This window comes from Magnetofaba australis IT-1 (assembly GCF_002109495.1).
Classification (GTDB): Bacteria; Pseudomonadota; Magnetococcia; order Magnetococcales; family Magnetococcaceae; genus Magnetofaba; species Magnetofaba australis.
Genome location: NZ_LVJN01000019.1, coordinates 37,478 through 53,701 on the forward strand (window position 1 = coordinate 37,478; position 16,224 = coordinate 53,701).

Below are 16,224 nucleotides of genomic sequence, written 5' to 3' on the forward strand. Positions count from 1 at the left end.
CTCCTGTGAATGCGGTCTTACACGTTCCAGTTGCCATCCGGCGCACGCGGGGCGCTGAACTGCCCCAGGCCCGGAATCATCTCCAGCTCATGCCGCCCGCCGTCCCGGGACAGCGCGCTGTGCACGGCGCGTTCGTACTGTGCGAACGGCTCGCCGTAAGGAAGCCCTTTGCTCTGCAGAAAGCGCCACACCGTCCCCAGCATCAATAGATGCTCATCCAGTCGCCCCACATCATTATCAGCCATAAATTTTGTGCGTCCGTAATGATCTGGCGTTTCGCACCAAAAGGTGGAAATGTAGGCAAAACTGACGCTCTGCCCAGCTTCAGGGGGCGGATAGAGATAGAGCATCCCGCCGCCGATACGATATGTGGGATTCATGGGAGGATTGCTGGTGGCTTGAATCTGCTGCCATTCACGTGGATTCAACGGCCCATGAATGCGTTGTTTGGTCGTGCGGTTCCAGATGGAGTTGTTGATGAGTCGTCCAAAGTCTGCCGCAATATCGGAAAGTCGGTATTGTTCAGATGTTGCGGATGTGCCGAACGTGACCTCTTGATGCAGCGCTTTCCAGTCCGCTCGACGGGATAGCGCTTTGCCTTCGGCGTTGAGCGCCGCCAGCAGCGCGCGTACAGTTTTGTCCACCGAAGAGATGACAACTTCGGGTCGCGAGAGTCCCAACAGATCCGAGGCTTCCTGAATAATTTCCAACATGCTCATGGGGCTTACTCCTGAGTCTTGGCGCTGGCGGCTTTGCGCGCGCGGGGGCGGCGAGTGGCGGGTTTGGCGCTGGTTTGCAGCGATTCAATGGTCTGTTTCTGTTTGGCTATCTGCTGCTCCAGCTCTTTAATGCGCGTTTTCAGCGCCAGCGCCTCTTCGGTGGCGCGACCGGTGGTGGCGGCGCTCTCCAACCAAGTCTGCGCCTTGCGCTTAAGCGCCATGGCGCCCATTCCCAGCTTGACCAGCGCGCCATCGGAGATATTGGCCAGATCCTCCACGCTGTGGATATCGGCTTGTCGGCACGCCTCCAACTGCGCCACGCCGATGGGCGGCCACTCTTTGAGCGGCGTGCCCTGAACTGGCGCATCCTGATTATTGCGCCAGGCGGCGTAAGCGTTCTCGTAGTGTTCCAAATTGGGGTCGCATTGGGAGCGCAGAGCGGCGAGCCAATCCGCCACTGGGCGCTCCACCACCAAGTGGCCGCCGGGCGGGGTGATTTTGGCCATGTGAATCTCTTTGGCCACATAGTGACCCGCCTCAATGGAGGCGGTGCGATCCTCCACCGCCTGGGCGCTGAACACCACATGGCTGGGACGAGGTGGGGCGATAGCAAACGGGTTCATGCGAACTCTCCTGACAATAAATAGCGGCGAACGCCAAATGGCGTCACATCTTGTGGAAAAGGGAGAAAAAAATCCCCCGGCGTTGCGCCGGGGGCCAAGAGGAGACTCAGTGGAATAACGGTGGGGATTAGACCGCCGCGCGCGGATGGTGCGCGATGGCGGCCACGGCGGCGGCGGAGCCGCCATTGTCGGCGGTGAGGGTCAGACCCAGAATCTGGGTTTGCGAGGTGGCGTCATCGTCCACCGAGCCCGCCGTGGCGCTGGTGTAAAGCGGGACCTCTTTGGCGCAATTGGCCAGTGCGGTCACCAGGATGCCGGCGCCGGAGCGCGCCACCCAGGCGTAGGCGTCGGCGGCGATGGCGATTTGGGCAAAGCCCACGCCGTAGTTGGCGTCGGCCATGGCTTTGGTCAGCGGTGCGGCGGTGAAGTCGGCATCGATGCCCACGGCGTCATATTGAGCGATGGCGGCGGAGGCTTTGATGTAGGTCCAGACGGTGCCTTGGGAGCCTTGCACCTGGGTTCCCAGCGCAAACATGGCGCTATCATGGCTATGGCTCAGATCGACGCCCAAGGCGCCGTCGGTGGCAAAGTGAGACATGAAACTCTCCTTAATTGAGGTGAAAAAGTGGGGGCGGAGCGCCCCCAAAACGCAAAAACCCCACTGACGCGATCAGCAGGGTCGGAAGGGATCAGTCAGTGTAACCAGATCAGGCTTTGAGCACGCCTTGCAGCGAGCGGTTGGAGCAGATCAGGTTGCCCTGCCAGATGATGGGGATCACCACCGCATCCTGATTGATGGAGCGCTGTTCACCCACCTGAGTGAGATTGGCGTCTTTGTGCACCGCCAGTTTCAGGAAGTCGGTGTTCATGAAGTACATATGGGCGTCGGGGATGCCGCCGCCCTTGGCGCCGCCGTCGAAGATCACGTCGGCGGTTTTGTACTTCAGCGAGACAAAGCCGCCAGTGGCCTTTTCGTCGCTGGGAGCGTAGCGTTTGTACTCGGAGAGAGACTCCTCATAGAAGCTGTAGTAGTCATTGGAAGCGACGATCAGGTCGGGATTGTCGCCGCCGCGGGTCAGCTCCAGCCACAGCGGCAGCATCAGCCCCTGAATGGTGTCTTTGGAGGGGGTGACGGCGGCGCCGCCGCCCAGAGGGGCCGCAGCCGACTGCACCGCATTTTTCCAGAACGCCCAGGAGCTGGCGTCGATGCCGCCCACCGTGCCGAGGCCGGAGTCGGCGATCAGCGCCTGCAGGCCGTTGATCTGATTGGGCAGAGTGCCGTCGCTGTAGACGTCCTGGGAGAGCTTGTTGGAGAAGGAGCGAATAGCGTTGGCCACGCGCGCTTCAGCCAGCTTAAACAGTTGGCTGCGACCGGCGTTCTGACGCATCTCCAGACCGGAGGCGGTGACGTGCACAGCGGCCTGTTTCCAGTCGTACTTGGCGGCGCTGATCACCTCCGACGGCGAGACGTTCAAGGTGTCATAGCCGCTGTAGCGCTGGAAGGTGGAGTTTTCATCGTAATCGAGGGGCTCAACGATCTCCAAACCGCCGTCGCGCTGATCCACTTTTCCGTTGGCGTTGAGGCGGTGCAGCAGGGCGTTGTTCTTGCTGACGTTATCGTGCAGTTCGTCACTGTGGTCGCGCAGCGTGGAGGCAACCATTTCGCTGAAGGTGCTATTGGGGGAAGACATCGTGTTCATTCTCCTGGTGATGATTACAGTTATAAGAGCTGTGTGCGGGCGTGCGCCGCGAAGGTGGGATTAGTATTCGCCATTCATTCGATCATAGGCTTCCAGCATGGTCTCCTTGATGGTTTTGGGTTTGGCCTGACCCGGTCCTTGACCTTTGGAGGCCGGCGCTCCCCCCTTAATGGCGGAACGCGCTTTCTTGGCCTGTTTGGACGCTTTGTCGCGCCACTGTTTACTCTCTTCGGCAAGCTGATCGCCGCGCGTGCGCGGGGAGAGCCACAGCGCCTGTTGGTAGGCTTCTGAAAGCGCTTCCATAGGGTTGAGCCAGGGTTTTGTTTCACGAATCAGGCGCAGGATCGGAATCATCTCCGTCATGACGCTCTCCACGTGAGGGTGCTTGGTCTGCCCGTCGTCATGGGCTTCTTTGAGAAAGGCCTCGATGGCGTGTCGGGTTAGCCCTTCGGCGTGGGTATAGCGTTGATGGTTCTGCTGTTGAAGCAGCGCTTCAACCTGTTGCAGACGCATCGCCAGAGCGGCGATCTCCGGGGTGGGTTGCAAATTCTCCGGCGCCGTAGTGGGATGCTTCTGCCGAAGTTTGGCAAAACGCTGCTGTAGAGCCGATTGCAGAAGCTGTGCGGTTTGCTCCGGGTTTTCCCGCATGGCGCGATGACCCTGAAGCATCTCTTTGAACAAGGCGTCCGGGCTTTTGCCAATGGCTTTGGCCTCTTCCACCAGATGCTTCTCCATGCCCTTGATGTTTTCCAGGGCCTCGCCAAGTTGCCCCAGGCGCTCTTCAAAAGCGCGATCCCATTGGGCGTCGCGCTTTTCAAACAGTGTTTTCACCTGAGGAGGTAGGGCGTTGAACAATTCCACCTCTTGCGGCGTATAGGAGGATTCGGAAAAGGGCGTCGTCTCTTGCTGCTCAGGCGGATTGGGGGGCGGAGAGTTGATTTCTGGCTGAGCGCTGGGCATGGGCTCCATGGCGGGAGCGACTGGAGGCGGTGAGATTTCTGGTTTCACGCCGGCCGCAGAAGTTGGCCTTGAAGGGCTCATGTCGGATGGTTGCAAACTTTCTGGCGGCGGCGGACGTTTGATTGGGTGTTTCCAGATGATGTCTTGCATGGGGACTCCTCACACTGGCGAAATGGCATTAGCGCTGGGATTGAATTCCAGACACAAAAAAGCCGCTGAGATCTCAGCGGCGTTTGGAAGAGAGAGAACGACGAAGTGTTCTGCATCATATCTGTATAATACTATAAAGCGACCGGCCAGTCAATCTTTTAGATTCATAGTGATTTGTTTTGCTGCGTTGCACGGTAAGATGCATCTCAAACATCGTATTGGGCTCAACGCCCCTTTTCTCCGGCCTGCGCCAAGCCTAAGCTCAACGCTCTCATAACGTCAGCGCATAGCGAGCGTTCCACCTTCTGCGACCAGTCAGCTATTACGATGTCCAAGTCCATGGTGCAACAGATGTTCGGCCAAAGCGCTCTGTTCATGCTTGGGACAGCAGTGACTGTCGTTGGTGGATTTCTATTGAAAATCTTTGTCACCAACCATCTGGGCGCAGAGGGATATGGGGTGTTTACGGCGTTTGAAACCGCCGTGGGCGTGCTGATTCTGTTTGCCGGTCTGGCTATGGGCGAGACCGTGTTGCGCTTTGCTCCCCAGCATGTCGCGCGTGGCGAGCTGTTGACCTTGCGGCGCTGTCTGCGCAGCGCGTTCCGGGCCGTGACGATTGCCACAATGGCGACCTGCGCCCTCTGGGCAATTGGTATTGACACCGGATTTTGGAGCGCGGCGTTCTCTATTCCCGCTGAATGGATGTGGTTGGGGTGGATCTTCATTGCATTGATTCCATTGCAAGTGATCAGCGGGATTGGCGCGAGTCTTTTGCGTAGCTTTGGTCTTGTTTCACAAGTGGTCAAGACCACCCAACTGAATCAGATTGTTGTGCGTATTGTGTTGGTGGGGGTGGCGCTGAGTTTTGGGTTTGGGCTTCCCGGTTACGTAGCGGCGGTTGTTCTCTCCACAGGGGTGATGGCGCTGTTTTTGGGGCGGCATATTCATCGTCAGTTGCAACGTTTGCCGCAATCCGACGCACAAACGGCAGTCGAGGGCGTAGTGCAGTGGCGCGCTTATACGGTGAATCGATTTTCCGCCTCTTTGGTGACGCTGGTTCAGCGCCCATTGTGTCGATTGCTCATTGCCCGCTTCGGCGGCATGCAGGCTCTGGGCGTTCTGGCCATCGTAGAGGCGCTGATCAGTCTACCGCAATTGATTCTGCAGGCGCTTCTTATGGTTATTACGCCTATGTTTTCAGCATCTTGGGCTGAACATGGTCGAGATAAAACACAGTACCTCTACACTGTCTCCACAGATTGGATCAGTCGCATTGGTCTACCGCTTATTCTCTTTATGTGGATGTATGGCGAGCCGCTTCTGGCGCTATATGGAGAGTCGTTCTCTCAACTGGGCCAGGGGGCGTTGCAGATTCTGTTAATCGGTCAAGTCGTGACACTGGTAACGGGTCCAATTGGCTACCTGCTGATCATGTGCGGGCAGGAGAGGGCAATATTCCGCATGGAGGTGGAAGCTGCCATTTTGGTGGCGTTGCTATTGGCGGCATTCACGCCTTTATGGGGGTTGAATGGCGCGGCGGCGGCTTTGGCTAGCGGGCAGTGTTACGGCAATCTCAAACCCTTGTGGATTGCGCGCAAGAACTTGCAGATCACATGGTGGTCAAGCCGTTACTGGGGGTGGGCCCTGGGCTGCGTGAGTAGCGTGGTGGTCGGCGCCGCCACTCAGATATTCTGGCCGCAGCTCTCGGGCGCATGGTTGTTGGCGCCTTTGCTGGCCATGTTTATCACCTTCTTAGTGGCCCCGCTGCTTCTGCTTGGGGTGCAAGAGGAGGATCGGTGGGTGCTGGAGATGGCGCGCAATCGGTTATTGCGTCGATAGCCCAAGGATTGTTGCGCAGACTGTAAACAGCGACGCCCTTCGGAGAGAAGGGCGTCAGGGCTGAAGATAGCTTCAGAGAAATGTCGGCGTACTCAGCTTACTGCACCACACTCTCAATATCGTAGTACAGATCGTCGAGCTCATTGAACAGCTGCTCCCGAATCTTCTGGAATCGACTCATCATGACTTTGGCTTCGTCCGCCTGGTTTTGATCTACCAGGTTGACCACTTCACGCGCCACTTCGTGCACTTTGGCGTGGGTGGCGTACATTTTCTGGAAGTTTGGCAGCGCCTTGAGTTCTTCCGGCGCGCCGGAGTCACACCACTGGCCGAAAGCGCAGCCATGGTGGTCGGTGACGCCATCAGGCGAGAGCTCCAGACGTCCAACAATTACCTGCTCCAGCTTGCCCAGCCACGCGAGGTGGGCCTGTTTCACCGTACGCAGGTCAAACGCGCTCTGGCCGCTCCCGGACATCTCCTGGGCAATTGAGTTCAAGCGCGTGGCGCTCTCCTCGATGACCTGGGTGAGCTGATTCTGGTGGCGAATGGTGCCGTGTAGGAAGCCCATGAGGCTGATCACGTCAATCATCTTCTTCTGCACCGCCACCGATGCCGAGAGAATCTCCTGGGAGGAGACATCCATGCTCTGCGCTTGTTCGTTTGCTGTTTTGCTTTGTTCTGCAACGAGTTGCGCTTTTTGGTTCATGCCGTCGGTGGCTTCAGCGATGGCGTTGGTGCCGTTGGCCGCTTCCAGCGCCGCGCGCGCCACTTCGTCGGAAGCGGTGCTCAATTCCGTGGCGTTATGGCTCACCTCATCGGTGGCGTTGGAGACATCCTGAGCGGCTTGCAGAATGTTCTCCACCAACGCGCCCTGGGCTTCAGTGGAGTCGCTGATGCTGCGGTTGGACTCAATGACTTTGCCAATGGTCTCCGTCACCTCATGGATGGAGGCGACCACCTGTTTGGTGTCATTTTGGATGGCGCCAATCTGCTTGGCGATCATCTGCGTTGCTTCGCTGGTTTGACTGGCCAACTCCTTGACTTCATTGGCCACTACGGCAAAGCCCTTGCCCGCTTCGCCCGCTCCGGCGGCTTCGATGGAGGCGTTGAGGGCCAGCATATTGGTTTGACTGGCGATGTTGTTGATGATGTTGACCACCTTGCCGATCTCATTGGCGGAGACGTTGAGATTGTCAATTTGCGTAATCGCCTGTTGGACTTGCGTGTTGGTCTCATTGGAGATGGCGTTGGCTTGTTGCGCCATCTGCAGCACTTGGCTCTGGGAGGTTTTCATCTGGCCAACCGCATTGTTGACGCCGTGAATCGCCTCGGTCACGTTTTGCAGATTGCTTTTCACCTGGCTCAAGTTCGCGGCCATCTGTTCGGCGGCGGAGGCCATGGTGTTGACGTTGCCGCTGGCCATCTCCGCCTGTTGGGCGATGAGCTTGACGTCCCGTGAGAGCGTGTCGGCGGCTTCAGATACCTGGAGAAAGTGCTCTTTGGTTTTATGAATGCTTTCCGTGAGGTTTTGCGATTCTCGGTCCAGGCGGTCATTGTCTTCAATAACCTGCATCGAGAGCTTTTCGCTCTCATCGGCGTCTTTGTTGAGGCTGTCGCGGGTGCCCACCATCTCATCGACCACCGCCATGGTGCTTTGCGCCGTAATCGACATGCTCAACCACAACTTGTTGAGCGTGTTGATCATCTTCCGGATGGCCAAATACGCGCCAACATTCTCCGGGTTGAAGTGCGACGTATCGACATGAATATTGCCATCGGCCACTTCCGAGGCGATGTAGGCGATATTCGCAGGTTCACACCCCAGCGAGCGATGCACGCGCCGCGCGATGATGTAGGCGATGACGAGCCCAACCAGGATGAACAATACGCCCAAAACAATGATGGTCCAGACGGTTTGCGCCAGCATGCTTTCGGTCTTGGAGCGATCGGCAATAATCTCCAAAACGCCCATGGCTTTGCCGGAGTAGTCCTGAATTGGCGCGGCGTAGATCACGACGGGCCCGTTATCGGTTTCACCCGGGTGGATCAGTTTTTCCCCATCCAGCACCTCCTGGGTATGTTCATTATCCAGGGTGAATTTGGGGTCGAGGGTGGCGGCGTAGGTCTCGAACTTGCCATCTTTTGGGAGTTTGAGATGGAAATCGACGTGGTACTCTTTTTTCAGCGCATCAAAGAAGGACTTCTTGAAGCTCAGGCCAAACTCCACTGAGCCCACATGCTCACGGTTGTGGAAAATCGGCGCTACGCCACGGATGCCAATGCCCGCGACCCCGCGCTCCAGGCCGCTGACAGGGACCTTCTCCGTATTGGTTTTGACCACGGTATGGCGGAAGCTGGAGAGATCATCGCCAAACTTTTGGAGTTTGTGTACGCGCAAGAAGGAGAAGGCCGGGGCTTTGTGAAATTGGAATTGGCGAACGCCATACTCCTCCTTCATCTTGGGGAACCCTTCAGCGAACAGGGCTTTGAGCGGCTCCCGATCATTGTCCGCCATGGCTTGTGTTACGGCTGGAATCCGCGCAACCAACTGGCTCATGACAATGGCGGAACGCTCCTGGTCATCCAGGGCGGCGTTGACTGCAGCGTAGATGTTTTCCAACCGCTCGCGCTCGTTTTCCTCAATCAACGAGTTGGCGGAGTTCAGCATCACAGTTGTGAGAACGACGACGGTGACCGTGAGAACAGCGCCCAAGCTCAACATTATTTGTGCGCGTAGACTCAAACCTTTCATCGTCTTCCTCCTTAAAACGGGGTGAAGCCTAAGTCAGTCGGGTCATTAGAGGCGTATATTGTGGTAAGTACACATGAATGATAAGTTCAGATGGCGCCAGAAACAACATAAACTCGTTCAATATGCATATATTTTAATCTATCAGTATGCCGTCGATATTAAGATCTGTCGGTCAGGCGTCAAACGTCACTCTATGAGCTTGTTTTTTTGATCAATAATTGCAAAATGCGTTAGAGTTGAATCGCATATGTGAACTGCGGATGATGCGGCTTTGTTTGCCATGTTTCAGCAATAGGCATTCCATTTTTCGTGATGGGAAAGGTTTTTGATCACGTATCGCCGGGCTTCACCTGGCAAGGGAGAGGTTGTTGCACCGATTGCAGCGCATCGCGCGCAGAGCTCAGGGCGTTCTGAATTGGCCATCTCTCAAGCGCCCCGTTTTATTGATCCAGAGTGATGACTGGGGGCGGGCAGGGATGCCGCAAGCCGAGGGGTTGCAGGGGCTTGGCGGGAGCGTCGATCCCAAAACGCCGTGGAACCTCTATGGGCTGGAGTCGGCAGTGGATCTGCACGCCATTGAGAGCGCATTGCTCAATGTGCGCGATAGCGCTGGCCGCCCTGCCTGCATCACCGCCAATTTTATTCTCGCCAATCCCGACCTGCGCCGCATGCGGCGTGAGGGGGGCGACGCTTTCCATGTTATTCCAATCACTCAAGGTTTTCCTGAACCGTGGGACGATGTGTTGCTGCCGGAGTATCGGCGCTTGGCGCAGTCGGGCGTATTTGATCCCTGCTTTCACGGATTCACCCACTTCTCCGACCATCTCTACCGACAGGCGATGCGCCAGGGCGGCGATCTGGCCAACCGGCTGCGCGCGCTGGCGGAGAGGGATATCCCCTACCTGGCCAGTTATACGCCTGAGCTCAATTTCGCCCTTTGCCAGCGGCAAGGAGGGTTTGAGCAGCCTATGGAGGAGGCGGTGCAAGCGGCGTGGTTCGCCCAGGGCATGGCGCTGTTCCAAGAGGCGTTTGGCCGCGCGCCGCTGTCGGCCTGCTTTCCTGGCTACCGTGGCGATGCGGTGAGTGTGGCGCTGGCCGCGTCCTATGGCGTGAAAGGCGTCCAGTGGTTTGGCGGCGCTCTACCGGAAGAGCGCGATGGCATGCTGCACTTGGCGCGTAATTTGGAGTTTGAGCCTGCCCTGAAGGCGACGGATCTGGACGCCATTCTGGCTCAGGCGCGTGATTTGGTCAGCGCCGGGTTACCGTTGATCATCAGCACCCACTCCATCAACTTCATCAGCCGCCACGTCAACCAGCGCGATCGCTCGCTGGCGCTGCTGACGGAGTTGCTAAGTCGCTTGAAGCAGGCGTTCCCAGATATTCTCTTCAGCCATGACAGCGAATTTGTCACCCGCTACCACCAGCGTGACGCCGAGTGGTGGCGTGCGCCCACCTGGGGTGAGCGCCGTGCTCGGCTGGTGTGGTTAGCGCGCTAAATCGGTAGAGATCGGAGGAGCCAAGCATGACCGTCGCCTTTCTTCTGGCCGCCCTGGTGGTGGTGCTGATCCCCGGAACCGGGGTGATCTATACCCTCTCCCAAGGGGTGTTTCGAGGGCGACGCGCCGCCCTGATCGCCGCCGTGGGGTGTACGCTGGGCATTGTGCCGCATCTGCTGGCGACTCTGATGGGCTTGGCGGTGGTGATGCACGCCAGCGCACTGCTGTTTCAGACCATGAAATGGCTGGGCATCGCCTATCTGCTCTATATGGCGTGGGGCCTGTGGCGCGCGGGCGGTCAGATCGCCATGACGCAGCCCAAGTCTCACAGCGCCCGGCGCATCATTGTCGATGGCGTGCTGCTCAATCTGCTCAATCCCAAGCTGACCATCTTCTTCCTGGCCTTCCTGCCGCAATTCACTCCGGCGAGTCATCCGCATCCGCTGTGGCATATGACCGGCTTGGCGCTGACGTTCATGGCGCTCACCTGGGCGGTGTTTTCCGTGTATGGGCTGCTGGCGGCGTCGTTGCGGGCGCGTGTGCTTTCATCGCCACGACTGGTGCGCCGTATTCAACGCTCCTTTGCCCTGGCTTTCGCCGGCTTCGGGCTCAAGTTGGCGCTCACTGAGCAGCGTTGAACTCTCTGGCGGCGATCTGCTCTCGGGGCGTCAGGGCGCTATGAACGCTAATCCCACCATCAGAACCAGCCACGCCAGTAGTAACCACAGCAGAATCGACAGCGTATTCAAAAGGGCGACAACGGTTTTGTAGACCCTGTTTTCACTGTCTGGCGGCGGGAAGAGGCGTATGTAAAACGTCAGCAGAATTCCCGTAATGGGGAATAGAGCCGGATGCATCTCTCCCAGGGATTCAGCCACCAGATCCCGCACAAAAGCGCGCGTTCCCTGGAGCGCTTTGGAGAGCCAGCTTGTGGCGTGCGGCGCGGATTCCTTTTTGCTTGGATTATTCATGTTTGTACTGATAGAGGCGTGCCTTGGGGTCAAAGAGAAGTCGCTGGGTCCAATGGGTCTCATCCGTCTGCATCAGCCACGCAAGGTCGTGAACAAACCCATCGTTTGGGTAGATGTAAAATCCCGGATGATTCCATAAACGTGTTGAGCTATCCTCTATTCCAGGCCAGAGCCTATTTGGTCCAACAGGCCAGAGGAAGCGCAACAGGAGGAATCTGATGGAAATCCGTCTGCACGCCAACGCCACCACGACGCCGAAGATCCGCAAACAGATTCAGGAGTCTACCCTGCCCAATAGCCATCTGGCGGCACAGTTTGGCGTTACTGTGGACACCATTCGACGCTGGAAGGGACGTAACGATACCCAAGACCATTCCCATACGCCACATCATCTGCCCACGACGTTGACGCCTGAGCAGGAAATTGTGGCGGTGGAGTTGCGCCGGACGTTCCTTTTGCCCCTGGACGACCTACTGATTGTGATGCGCGAGTTCGTCAATTCCGATGTCAGCCGCTCCGGTCTGGACCGCTGTCTACGTCGCCACAAGGTCTCCCGTCTACGCGATCTGATCCCTCAACCGGAAGGCGAAAAGAAGCCGGTCAAAACCTTCAAGGACTACGAGCCTGGCTATATTCACGTCGACTACAAATACCTGCCTCAAATGCCTGATGAATCCTCACGGCGCTATCTGTTCGTGGCCATCGACCGCGCCAGCCGCTGGGTCTATCTGGAGTTGTGCCCGGACAAGTCCGCCAAGACCGCGACTGGATTCCTCAAACGCCTGACGGCCAAAGTTCCTTTTAAGATCGTCAAGTTGCTGTCCGACAACGACAAATGCTTCACGGATCGCTTCAGCGCCGAGGGCGAGCGCCAGCCTACTGGCAAGCATCTGTTTGATGTGGAATGCGCGCGCCATGGTATCGAACACCGGCTCATCAAACCGCGTACACCTCAGACCAACGGCATGGTCGAACGTTTCAATGGCCGCATTGCCGATATCCTGACCACCACACGCTTTGATTCACGCCAAGATCTGGCTGCAACACTGACTCGATATGCGTGGCTCTACAATCAGCAGATCCCGCAAAAAGCCTTGAATCACAAAACGCCAGTCGCCACTCTGAAAGCTTGGCAATTAACTCATCCGCACTTATTCCATAAACAGGTCAGGAATCATCCGGGACCCAACACAAATGGATCTTTGGCAAGTTGCATCATGCCGGTGGTGTTGTCTCCTTTTGTTCTCGCTACATTTTGCGCATAGTTTCGATTGACGCGTTCTTTGTCCGGCTGTAATTGGCGTTGTAGAGCAAACCAATCTTCTTGCGTATTGCCATTCACGCCGAACTGCTCATCATTGACCGGCTGGGGGCCAATGGTGGTAGGCGCAGTGTTGGCAGGCATTGTAAAGATTTGGTATGGGTTTTTCCTCGCTGCCGCAAGCCAAGATGGGGCGATGGTCGAGTGCTCTTGAGCCTGATGGGCCCCATTCACCATTGGATTGGCGGAATTTTGTCCCGTTTCGACAATGTGTAGAGGATATTTTTGCGCCGCTTTAAACCAAGCTTGCCCTCAAGGGGAGATCGCTTGGAACTGTGGCGCTCCGTTACCGCCTTGACCAAGCGGTGGTTGCGCCGGAGGCGCAAACCCTTGTCCAGAGGGGGCAGCGGATTGCTCGGATACGGCGTTTTGCGCCATTAAGCGCATCTGCGAGGCGTGGCGCAACGCGGTCTCTTTGCGACCGCCGCCCATGTTCCAATCCCAGATGGCGGCCATCTTCGCCGCCTTGGGGTCGCGATAGGAGCCGTTCTCCTCGTTGACATAGTGGTTGATGCGTTGCGCTTCATACTCCTGACGCAGTTGCCCCATGGTGTCGGGGCTGATGTTGTTCTGGCGTTCGAAGTGGTCCGGGTAGTTGTCGTGATAGGCGTCCGCCAGCTCCGGATCGATCCTGTCATTTGCGCGGGAGACGGGCGCTGGCTCTTCACGCAACCAGGGTGAGTAAAAACTGCTCATTTGTATTATCCGATGATAATTGTTAACGCGCATTGGGCGGCCCGGCAAGCAGAAAAGCCGGGCCGTCCGGTGTGGGTTTGAGCGTTAGCGATCAGCTGTCGTGGAAGCGTCGATGCAGGGTGGCGCGGGCGCGATCCACCAAGGCGTTTTCCCGCGACTGCTTCTCTTGCAGGAAAGCGCGTTTTTCGCCGGGGTCGTATTCGCGACAGCCGTGGCGTTTCAGATCCTCCCGGCGCGCTTGGCGGGAGTCGATCCAGCGCCCATCCACCGGGCTGTGGTAGCCGCCGATGGTGGCGTCCAGATCGCGCAGCAGTTGCAGATCGCTTTTGCGCGCGGCGGTCTCTTGGATGGATTCCGGCGGATAGGGGCGCACATCGCGCGGCCCATGCCACCAGTAGCGTTGTCGAGCCATGGGAACTCCTGTGAAATGTTGAGCAAATTGTGTGGTAGAGGTGGAGGTGAGACGTTTTCTCGCCATGCGAAACGAAAAACTGCACAGAACGACGAATGTTTGCGTGACACAGCTCGAGCTAGCGCTGACTATTGGCCGCCGACTGGTCGGCGGCGGGGTCTGGGGGCTGCGCCCCCAGCGGGGTTTGGGGCGGCGCCCCAAGGTTTGGCTGTTGACTTCAGGGGAGTTTGAGGGCACAGCCCTCAATATCTTTCCTGTTCCACATGGGTCTGTCCAAAGCTATAGGGCGCCCTGGTCGGGGGACTGGGGCGAAGTCCCAGTCTCTTCAATTAGTACGCCTCACGCTCCGGCGTCAGCCGCACATAGGGCGGCTCCACGCCGACCATGGCGGGATCTTCATGGTAAGCGTGCTGCTGGGTCTTTTCTTGCAGTACTTGTTGTCTCATCGCCTCGGCTTGAGCCTGCTGGACGGCGGCGCGCTCGGCTTCGGCTTGTTCCGCCTCGGCAAGTCGCGCCGCTTCGATGGATTCCACCGTTTTGCGTTCGGCTTCCGCCTGCTCGGCCTGAGCTTGGTGGGCCTCGGCCACCGCCTCCTGCTGATCCCGCGCCACCTCCTGCGCTTTGACCATCAACTTCTGCCGCTCCAGCGCCACCTGCTCCATTTTTAGCTGCAACTGCATCGCCTCCAACTGCGCCTTGCGCTGGGCGTTCTGCGCCTCCATTTGGGTGGCTTGGGCCTGCAGCTGCGCCTGGGTCTGCGCTGTCTGCACCGCCGCATGCATCTGCATCTGCTGCATCTGTTGCGCTTTCTCCGGGTTCATGGCGCTCTGCAACATCTTCGACGGATCGTCCAACGCCTCCTCCACATCGCGACCCAGACGGAAGCGGCGCACGGCGGCCAGCAGCATCTTCATGGCGCCGTCAGGGGTGAGCACCCCGGCGGTGATGAGCGGCGTGGCCCCGGTCAGATAGCTCACCACGCTGGTCAAGGCGGTGGTGACGCTCTCACGGTCGGCCAGTTCGTCGGCCATCATGGTGGAGTCGGTCTCGATGTCGATGCGATAGTCGCGCAATTGCTGCGAGCCCAACAGCTTGAGGGCAGGCGGCGGCAGCACGATGCCGCTCATCTCGGTCAGTCGCTCGGCGGGAAGCTGTTCGGCGATCACCTCCGCCATCAGTTTGATCAAGTCGCGACAGTAGCGCGCCACCTCCTTCTGCCGCTCCTGAATGCGCATGGAGGCGAAGTTGGCTTTGATGCTCTGGGCGCGGGCGGTCTCATTGGGCTGGGTCACGCCGCGCAGAATGTCGGCGATGCCGGTGATCTCCCACACCTCGTTTTTCACCATCTCGCGCTGACCATAGAGCTGCGCCAAGACAGCGGCGGCGGACTCAGTGGGCAGCATCCAGATGGCGTTGCTCAGGCCGCCTTGGGCCAGCAGCGCCGTGGCGCCGTCACCGGCGGGCACCAGGGTGCCGTCACTGGCGTCCAGCACGTTCTCCAAATCCTCCCCCAGGGTGGGGTCGTAGATGCCGCGAAAGCGGATGGACTCGATGATGCGGTTGATGCGCCCGGTGAGGCGGTCCAGCTCACGGGCCTGATCGCGATACTGGCCATACTCCACCATGGGGATCATGCTGGAGGTGTCGCGCATAAAGCGCATGGGGCGCGGAATGGGGAAGAACCCCTCCAGCCCCAACGGATCCTCCATCACCCGCAGCGGCGCCTTGATGTAACCAGGGCAGATGAAGCGCACCTGGCGGGTCTCCAAGTCCCAGATCTCCCACACGGTAGCGCGGCGGAACAGATCCGCCTGGCGCAGATCCTCATCATCCGCCCGATTCCACTTCTCCGGCGCATAGGTGAAGGTGAGATCATCGCTTTTCAGATGCGGAAAGGCCTGTTTGAGCTCGGCGCGGGTGAGTTGATGGCGGAACGCCACCCAGGGAACCTCCGCCCAGGTGCGCGCCGGACCGATGCGCAGATCCTCCCACGGCACGTATTGCAGCGTCGCCTGCCCCTGAATGGGGGTTTCGAACGACTCCTCGGTGGCCGGATCCACCAACACGTCAAAGTCGGCTTTGAAACCCACCCGCACCGCGCCGCGTCCAGTGAGCAGCGCGTCATGCAGCGCATTCTTGATCTGCTCGTCGAAGTCCACCGACTCGATGTGCCAGTTGACGGCGCGCTCCAGGGTCTCCGCCACGGTGCGGGTGATGGGGTCCTCATCGGCGTGACGGCGGCGGATGTCCGGGCGCGGCGTCTGGCCATACAGCGCCGGGGCCAGAGTTTGGATGTTGCTGTAGAGGATGTTGAACAGGGGCGGGGCTTGATGATCGGGGTCGAGACGACGTTCGGCGCGATAGCGTTTGACCGCCATGCGCGCCTCTTTGCGCCATTGATTCTCCTGACGTTCGGCCAGGGTGAGTTCGGCCATCCAGCGTTGCACGTCGCCTTCAGGGCCGACGCCGGCGTCTTCGGGCGCATCCAGCGCATGGGCCATGGGATCTTGCAGGTTGGAAGAGGACATGGGGGTTCGCATCGCGGGGGTTATGCCGCGATCTCCTAAAGTGATGACGGGTGGAAC

The 16,224-nt window shown here is 58.5% G+C and carries 14 protein-coding genes; 4 read left to right on the plus strand and 10 right to left on the minus strand.

What is annotated here, in order from left to right; all coding sequences use genetic code 11:
* Positions 1–17: 17 nt before the first annotated feature.
* From MAIT1_RS09650 to MAIT1_RS09670, 5 genes are all read right to left on the minus strand, one after another.
* Positions 18–719, minus strand: a complete 702-nt coding sequence (locus tag MAIT1_RS09650) for a phage adaptor protein (RefSeq protein ID WP_085442077.1) — start codon at positions 717–719, stop codon at positions 18–20.
* Between the two features lie 5 nt (positions 720–724).
* On the minus strand, positions 725–1,342 hold the full coding sequence (locus tag MAIT1_RS09655; protein WP_085442078.1) for a hypothetical protein: 618 nt from the start codon (positions 1,340–1,342) through the stop codon (positions 725–727).
* 127 nt (positions 1,343–1,469) lie between these two features.
* On the minus strand, positions 1,470–1,940 hold the full coding sequence (locus tag MAIT1_RS09660; RefSeq protein ID WP_085442079.1) for a hypothetical protein: 471 nt from the start codon (positions 1,938–1,940) through the stop codon (positions 1,470–1,472).
* Positions 1,941–2,049: 109 nt separating this feature from the next.
* Positions 2,050–3,033 carry a phage major capsid protein gene (locus MAIT1_RS09665; protein ID WP_085442080.1) on the minus strand — a complete coding sequence of 328 codons (984 nt, stop codon included), beginning with the start codon at positions 3,031–3,033 and terminating at the stop codon, positions 2,050–2,052.
* 69 nt (positions 3,034–3,102) lie between these two features.
* Positions 3,103–4,002, minus strand: a complete 900-nt coding sequence (locus MAIT1_RS09670) for a hypothetical protein (RefSeq protein ID WP_085442081.1) — start codon at positions 4,000–4,002, stop codon at positions 3,103–3,105.
* A gap of 477 nt (positions 4,003–4,479) precedes the next feature.
* On the opposite strand from MAIT1_RS09670, the gene MAIT1_RS09675 reads away from it, so the two are divergent.
* The gene (locus MAIT1_RS09675; protein ID WP_085442082.1) at positions 4,480–5,991 is read left to right on the plus strand and encodes a lipopolysaccharide biosynthesis protein; all 1,512 of its coding nucleotides are present in this window, start codon (positions 4,480–4,482) and stop codon (positions 5,989–5,991) included.
* 97 nt (positions 5,992–6,088) lie between these two features.
* On the opposite strand, the gene MAIT1_RS09680 is transcribed toward MAIT1_RS09675, so the two are convergent.
* On the minus strand, positions 6,089–8,743 hold the full coding sequence (locus MAIT1_RS09680) for a methyl-accepting chemotaxis protein (RefSeq protein ID WP_085442083.1): 2,655 nt from the start codon (positions 8,741–8,743) through the stop codon (positions 6,089–6,091).
* A 476-nt stretch (positions 8,744–9,219) separates the two neighbouring features.
* Here MAIT1_RS09680 and MAIT1_RS09685 point away from each other — a divergent pair, with 476 nt between their 5' ends.
* Positions 9,220–10,239, plus strand: a complete 1,020-nt coding sequence (locus MAIT1_RS09685; protein ID WP_085442084.1) for a hypothetical protein — start codon at positions 9,220–9,222, stop codon at positions 10,237–10,239.
* Between the two features lie 26 nt (positions 10,240–10,265).
* Positions 10,266–10,877 carry a LysE family translocator gene (locus MAIT1_RS09690; RefSeq protein ID WP_085442085.1) on the plus strand — a complete coding sequence of 204 codons (612 nt, stop codon included), beginning with the start codon at positions 10,266–10,268 and terminating at the stop codon, positions 10,875–10,877.
* A gap of 30 nt (positions 10,878–10,907) precedes the next feature.
* On the opposite strand, the gene MAIT1_RS09695 is transcribed toward MAIT1_RS09690, so the two are convergent.
* Positions 10,908–11,129 (minus strand): hypothetical protein, encoded by a 222-nt coding sequence (locus MAIT1_RS09695; protein ID WP_143814764.1) that lies wholly within the window; start codon positions 11,127–11,129, stop codon positions 10,908–10,910.
* 299 nt (positions 11,130–11,428) lie between these two features.
* On the opposite strand from MAIT1_RS09695, the gene MAIT1_RS09700 reads away from it, so the two are divergent.
* A complete protein-coding gene (locus MAIT1_RS09700) occupies positions 11,429–12,475 on the plus strand; it encodes an IS481 family transposase (RefSeq protein ID WP_085442087.1) in 1,047 nt (348 codons plus the stop codon).
* 308 nt (positions 12,476–12,783) lie between these two features.
* On the opposite strand, the gene MAIT1_RS09705 is transcribed toward MAIT1_RS09700, so the two are convergent.
* The 3 genes from MAIT1_RS09705 to MAIT1_RS09715 all read right to left on the minus strand — a co-directional run bounded on the left by MAIT1_RS09705 (position 12,784) and on the right by MAIT1_RS09715 (position 16,167).
* On the minus strand, positions 12,784–13,227 hold the full coding sequence (locus MAIT1_RS09705; protein WP_085442088.1) for a hypothetical protein: 444 nt from the start codon (positions 13,225–13,227) through the stop codon (positions 12,784–12,786).
* Positions 13,228–13,318: 91 nt separating this feature from the next.
* Positions 13,319–13,639, minus strand: coding sequence for a hypothetical protein (locus MAIT1_RS09710; RefSeq protein ID WP_085442089.1), 321 nt, complete (start codon positions 13,637–13,639; stop codon positions 13,319–13,321).
* A gap of 329 nt (positions 13,640–13,968) precedes the next feature.
* Positions 13,969–16,167, minus strand: a complete 2,199-nt coding sequence (locus tag MAIT1_RS09715) for a hypothetical protein (protein ID WP_085442090.1) — start codon at positions 16,165–16,167, stop codon at positions 13,969–13,971.
* Positions 16,168–16,224 lie beyond the last annotated feature (57 nt).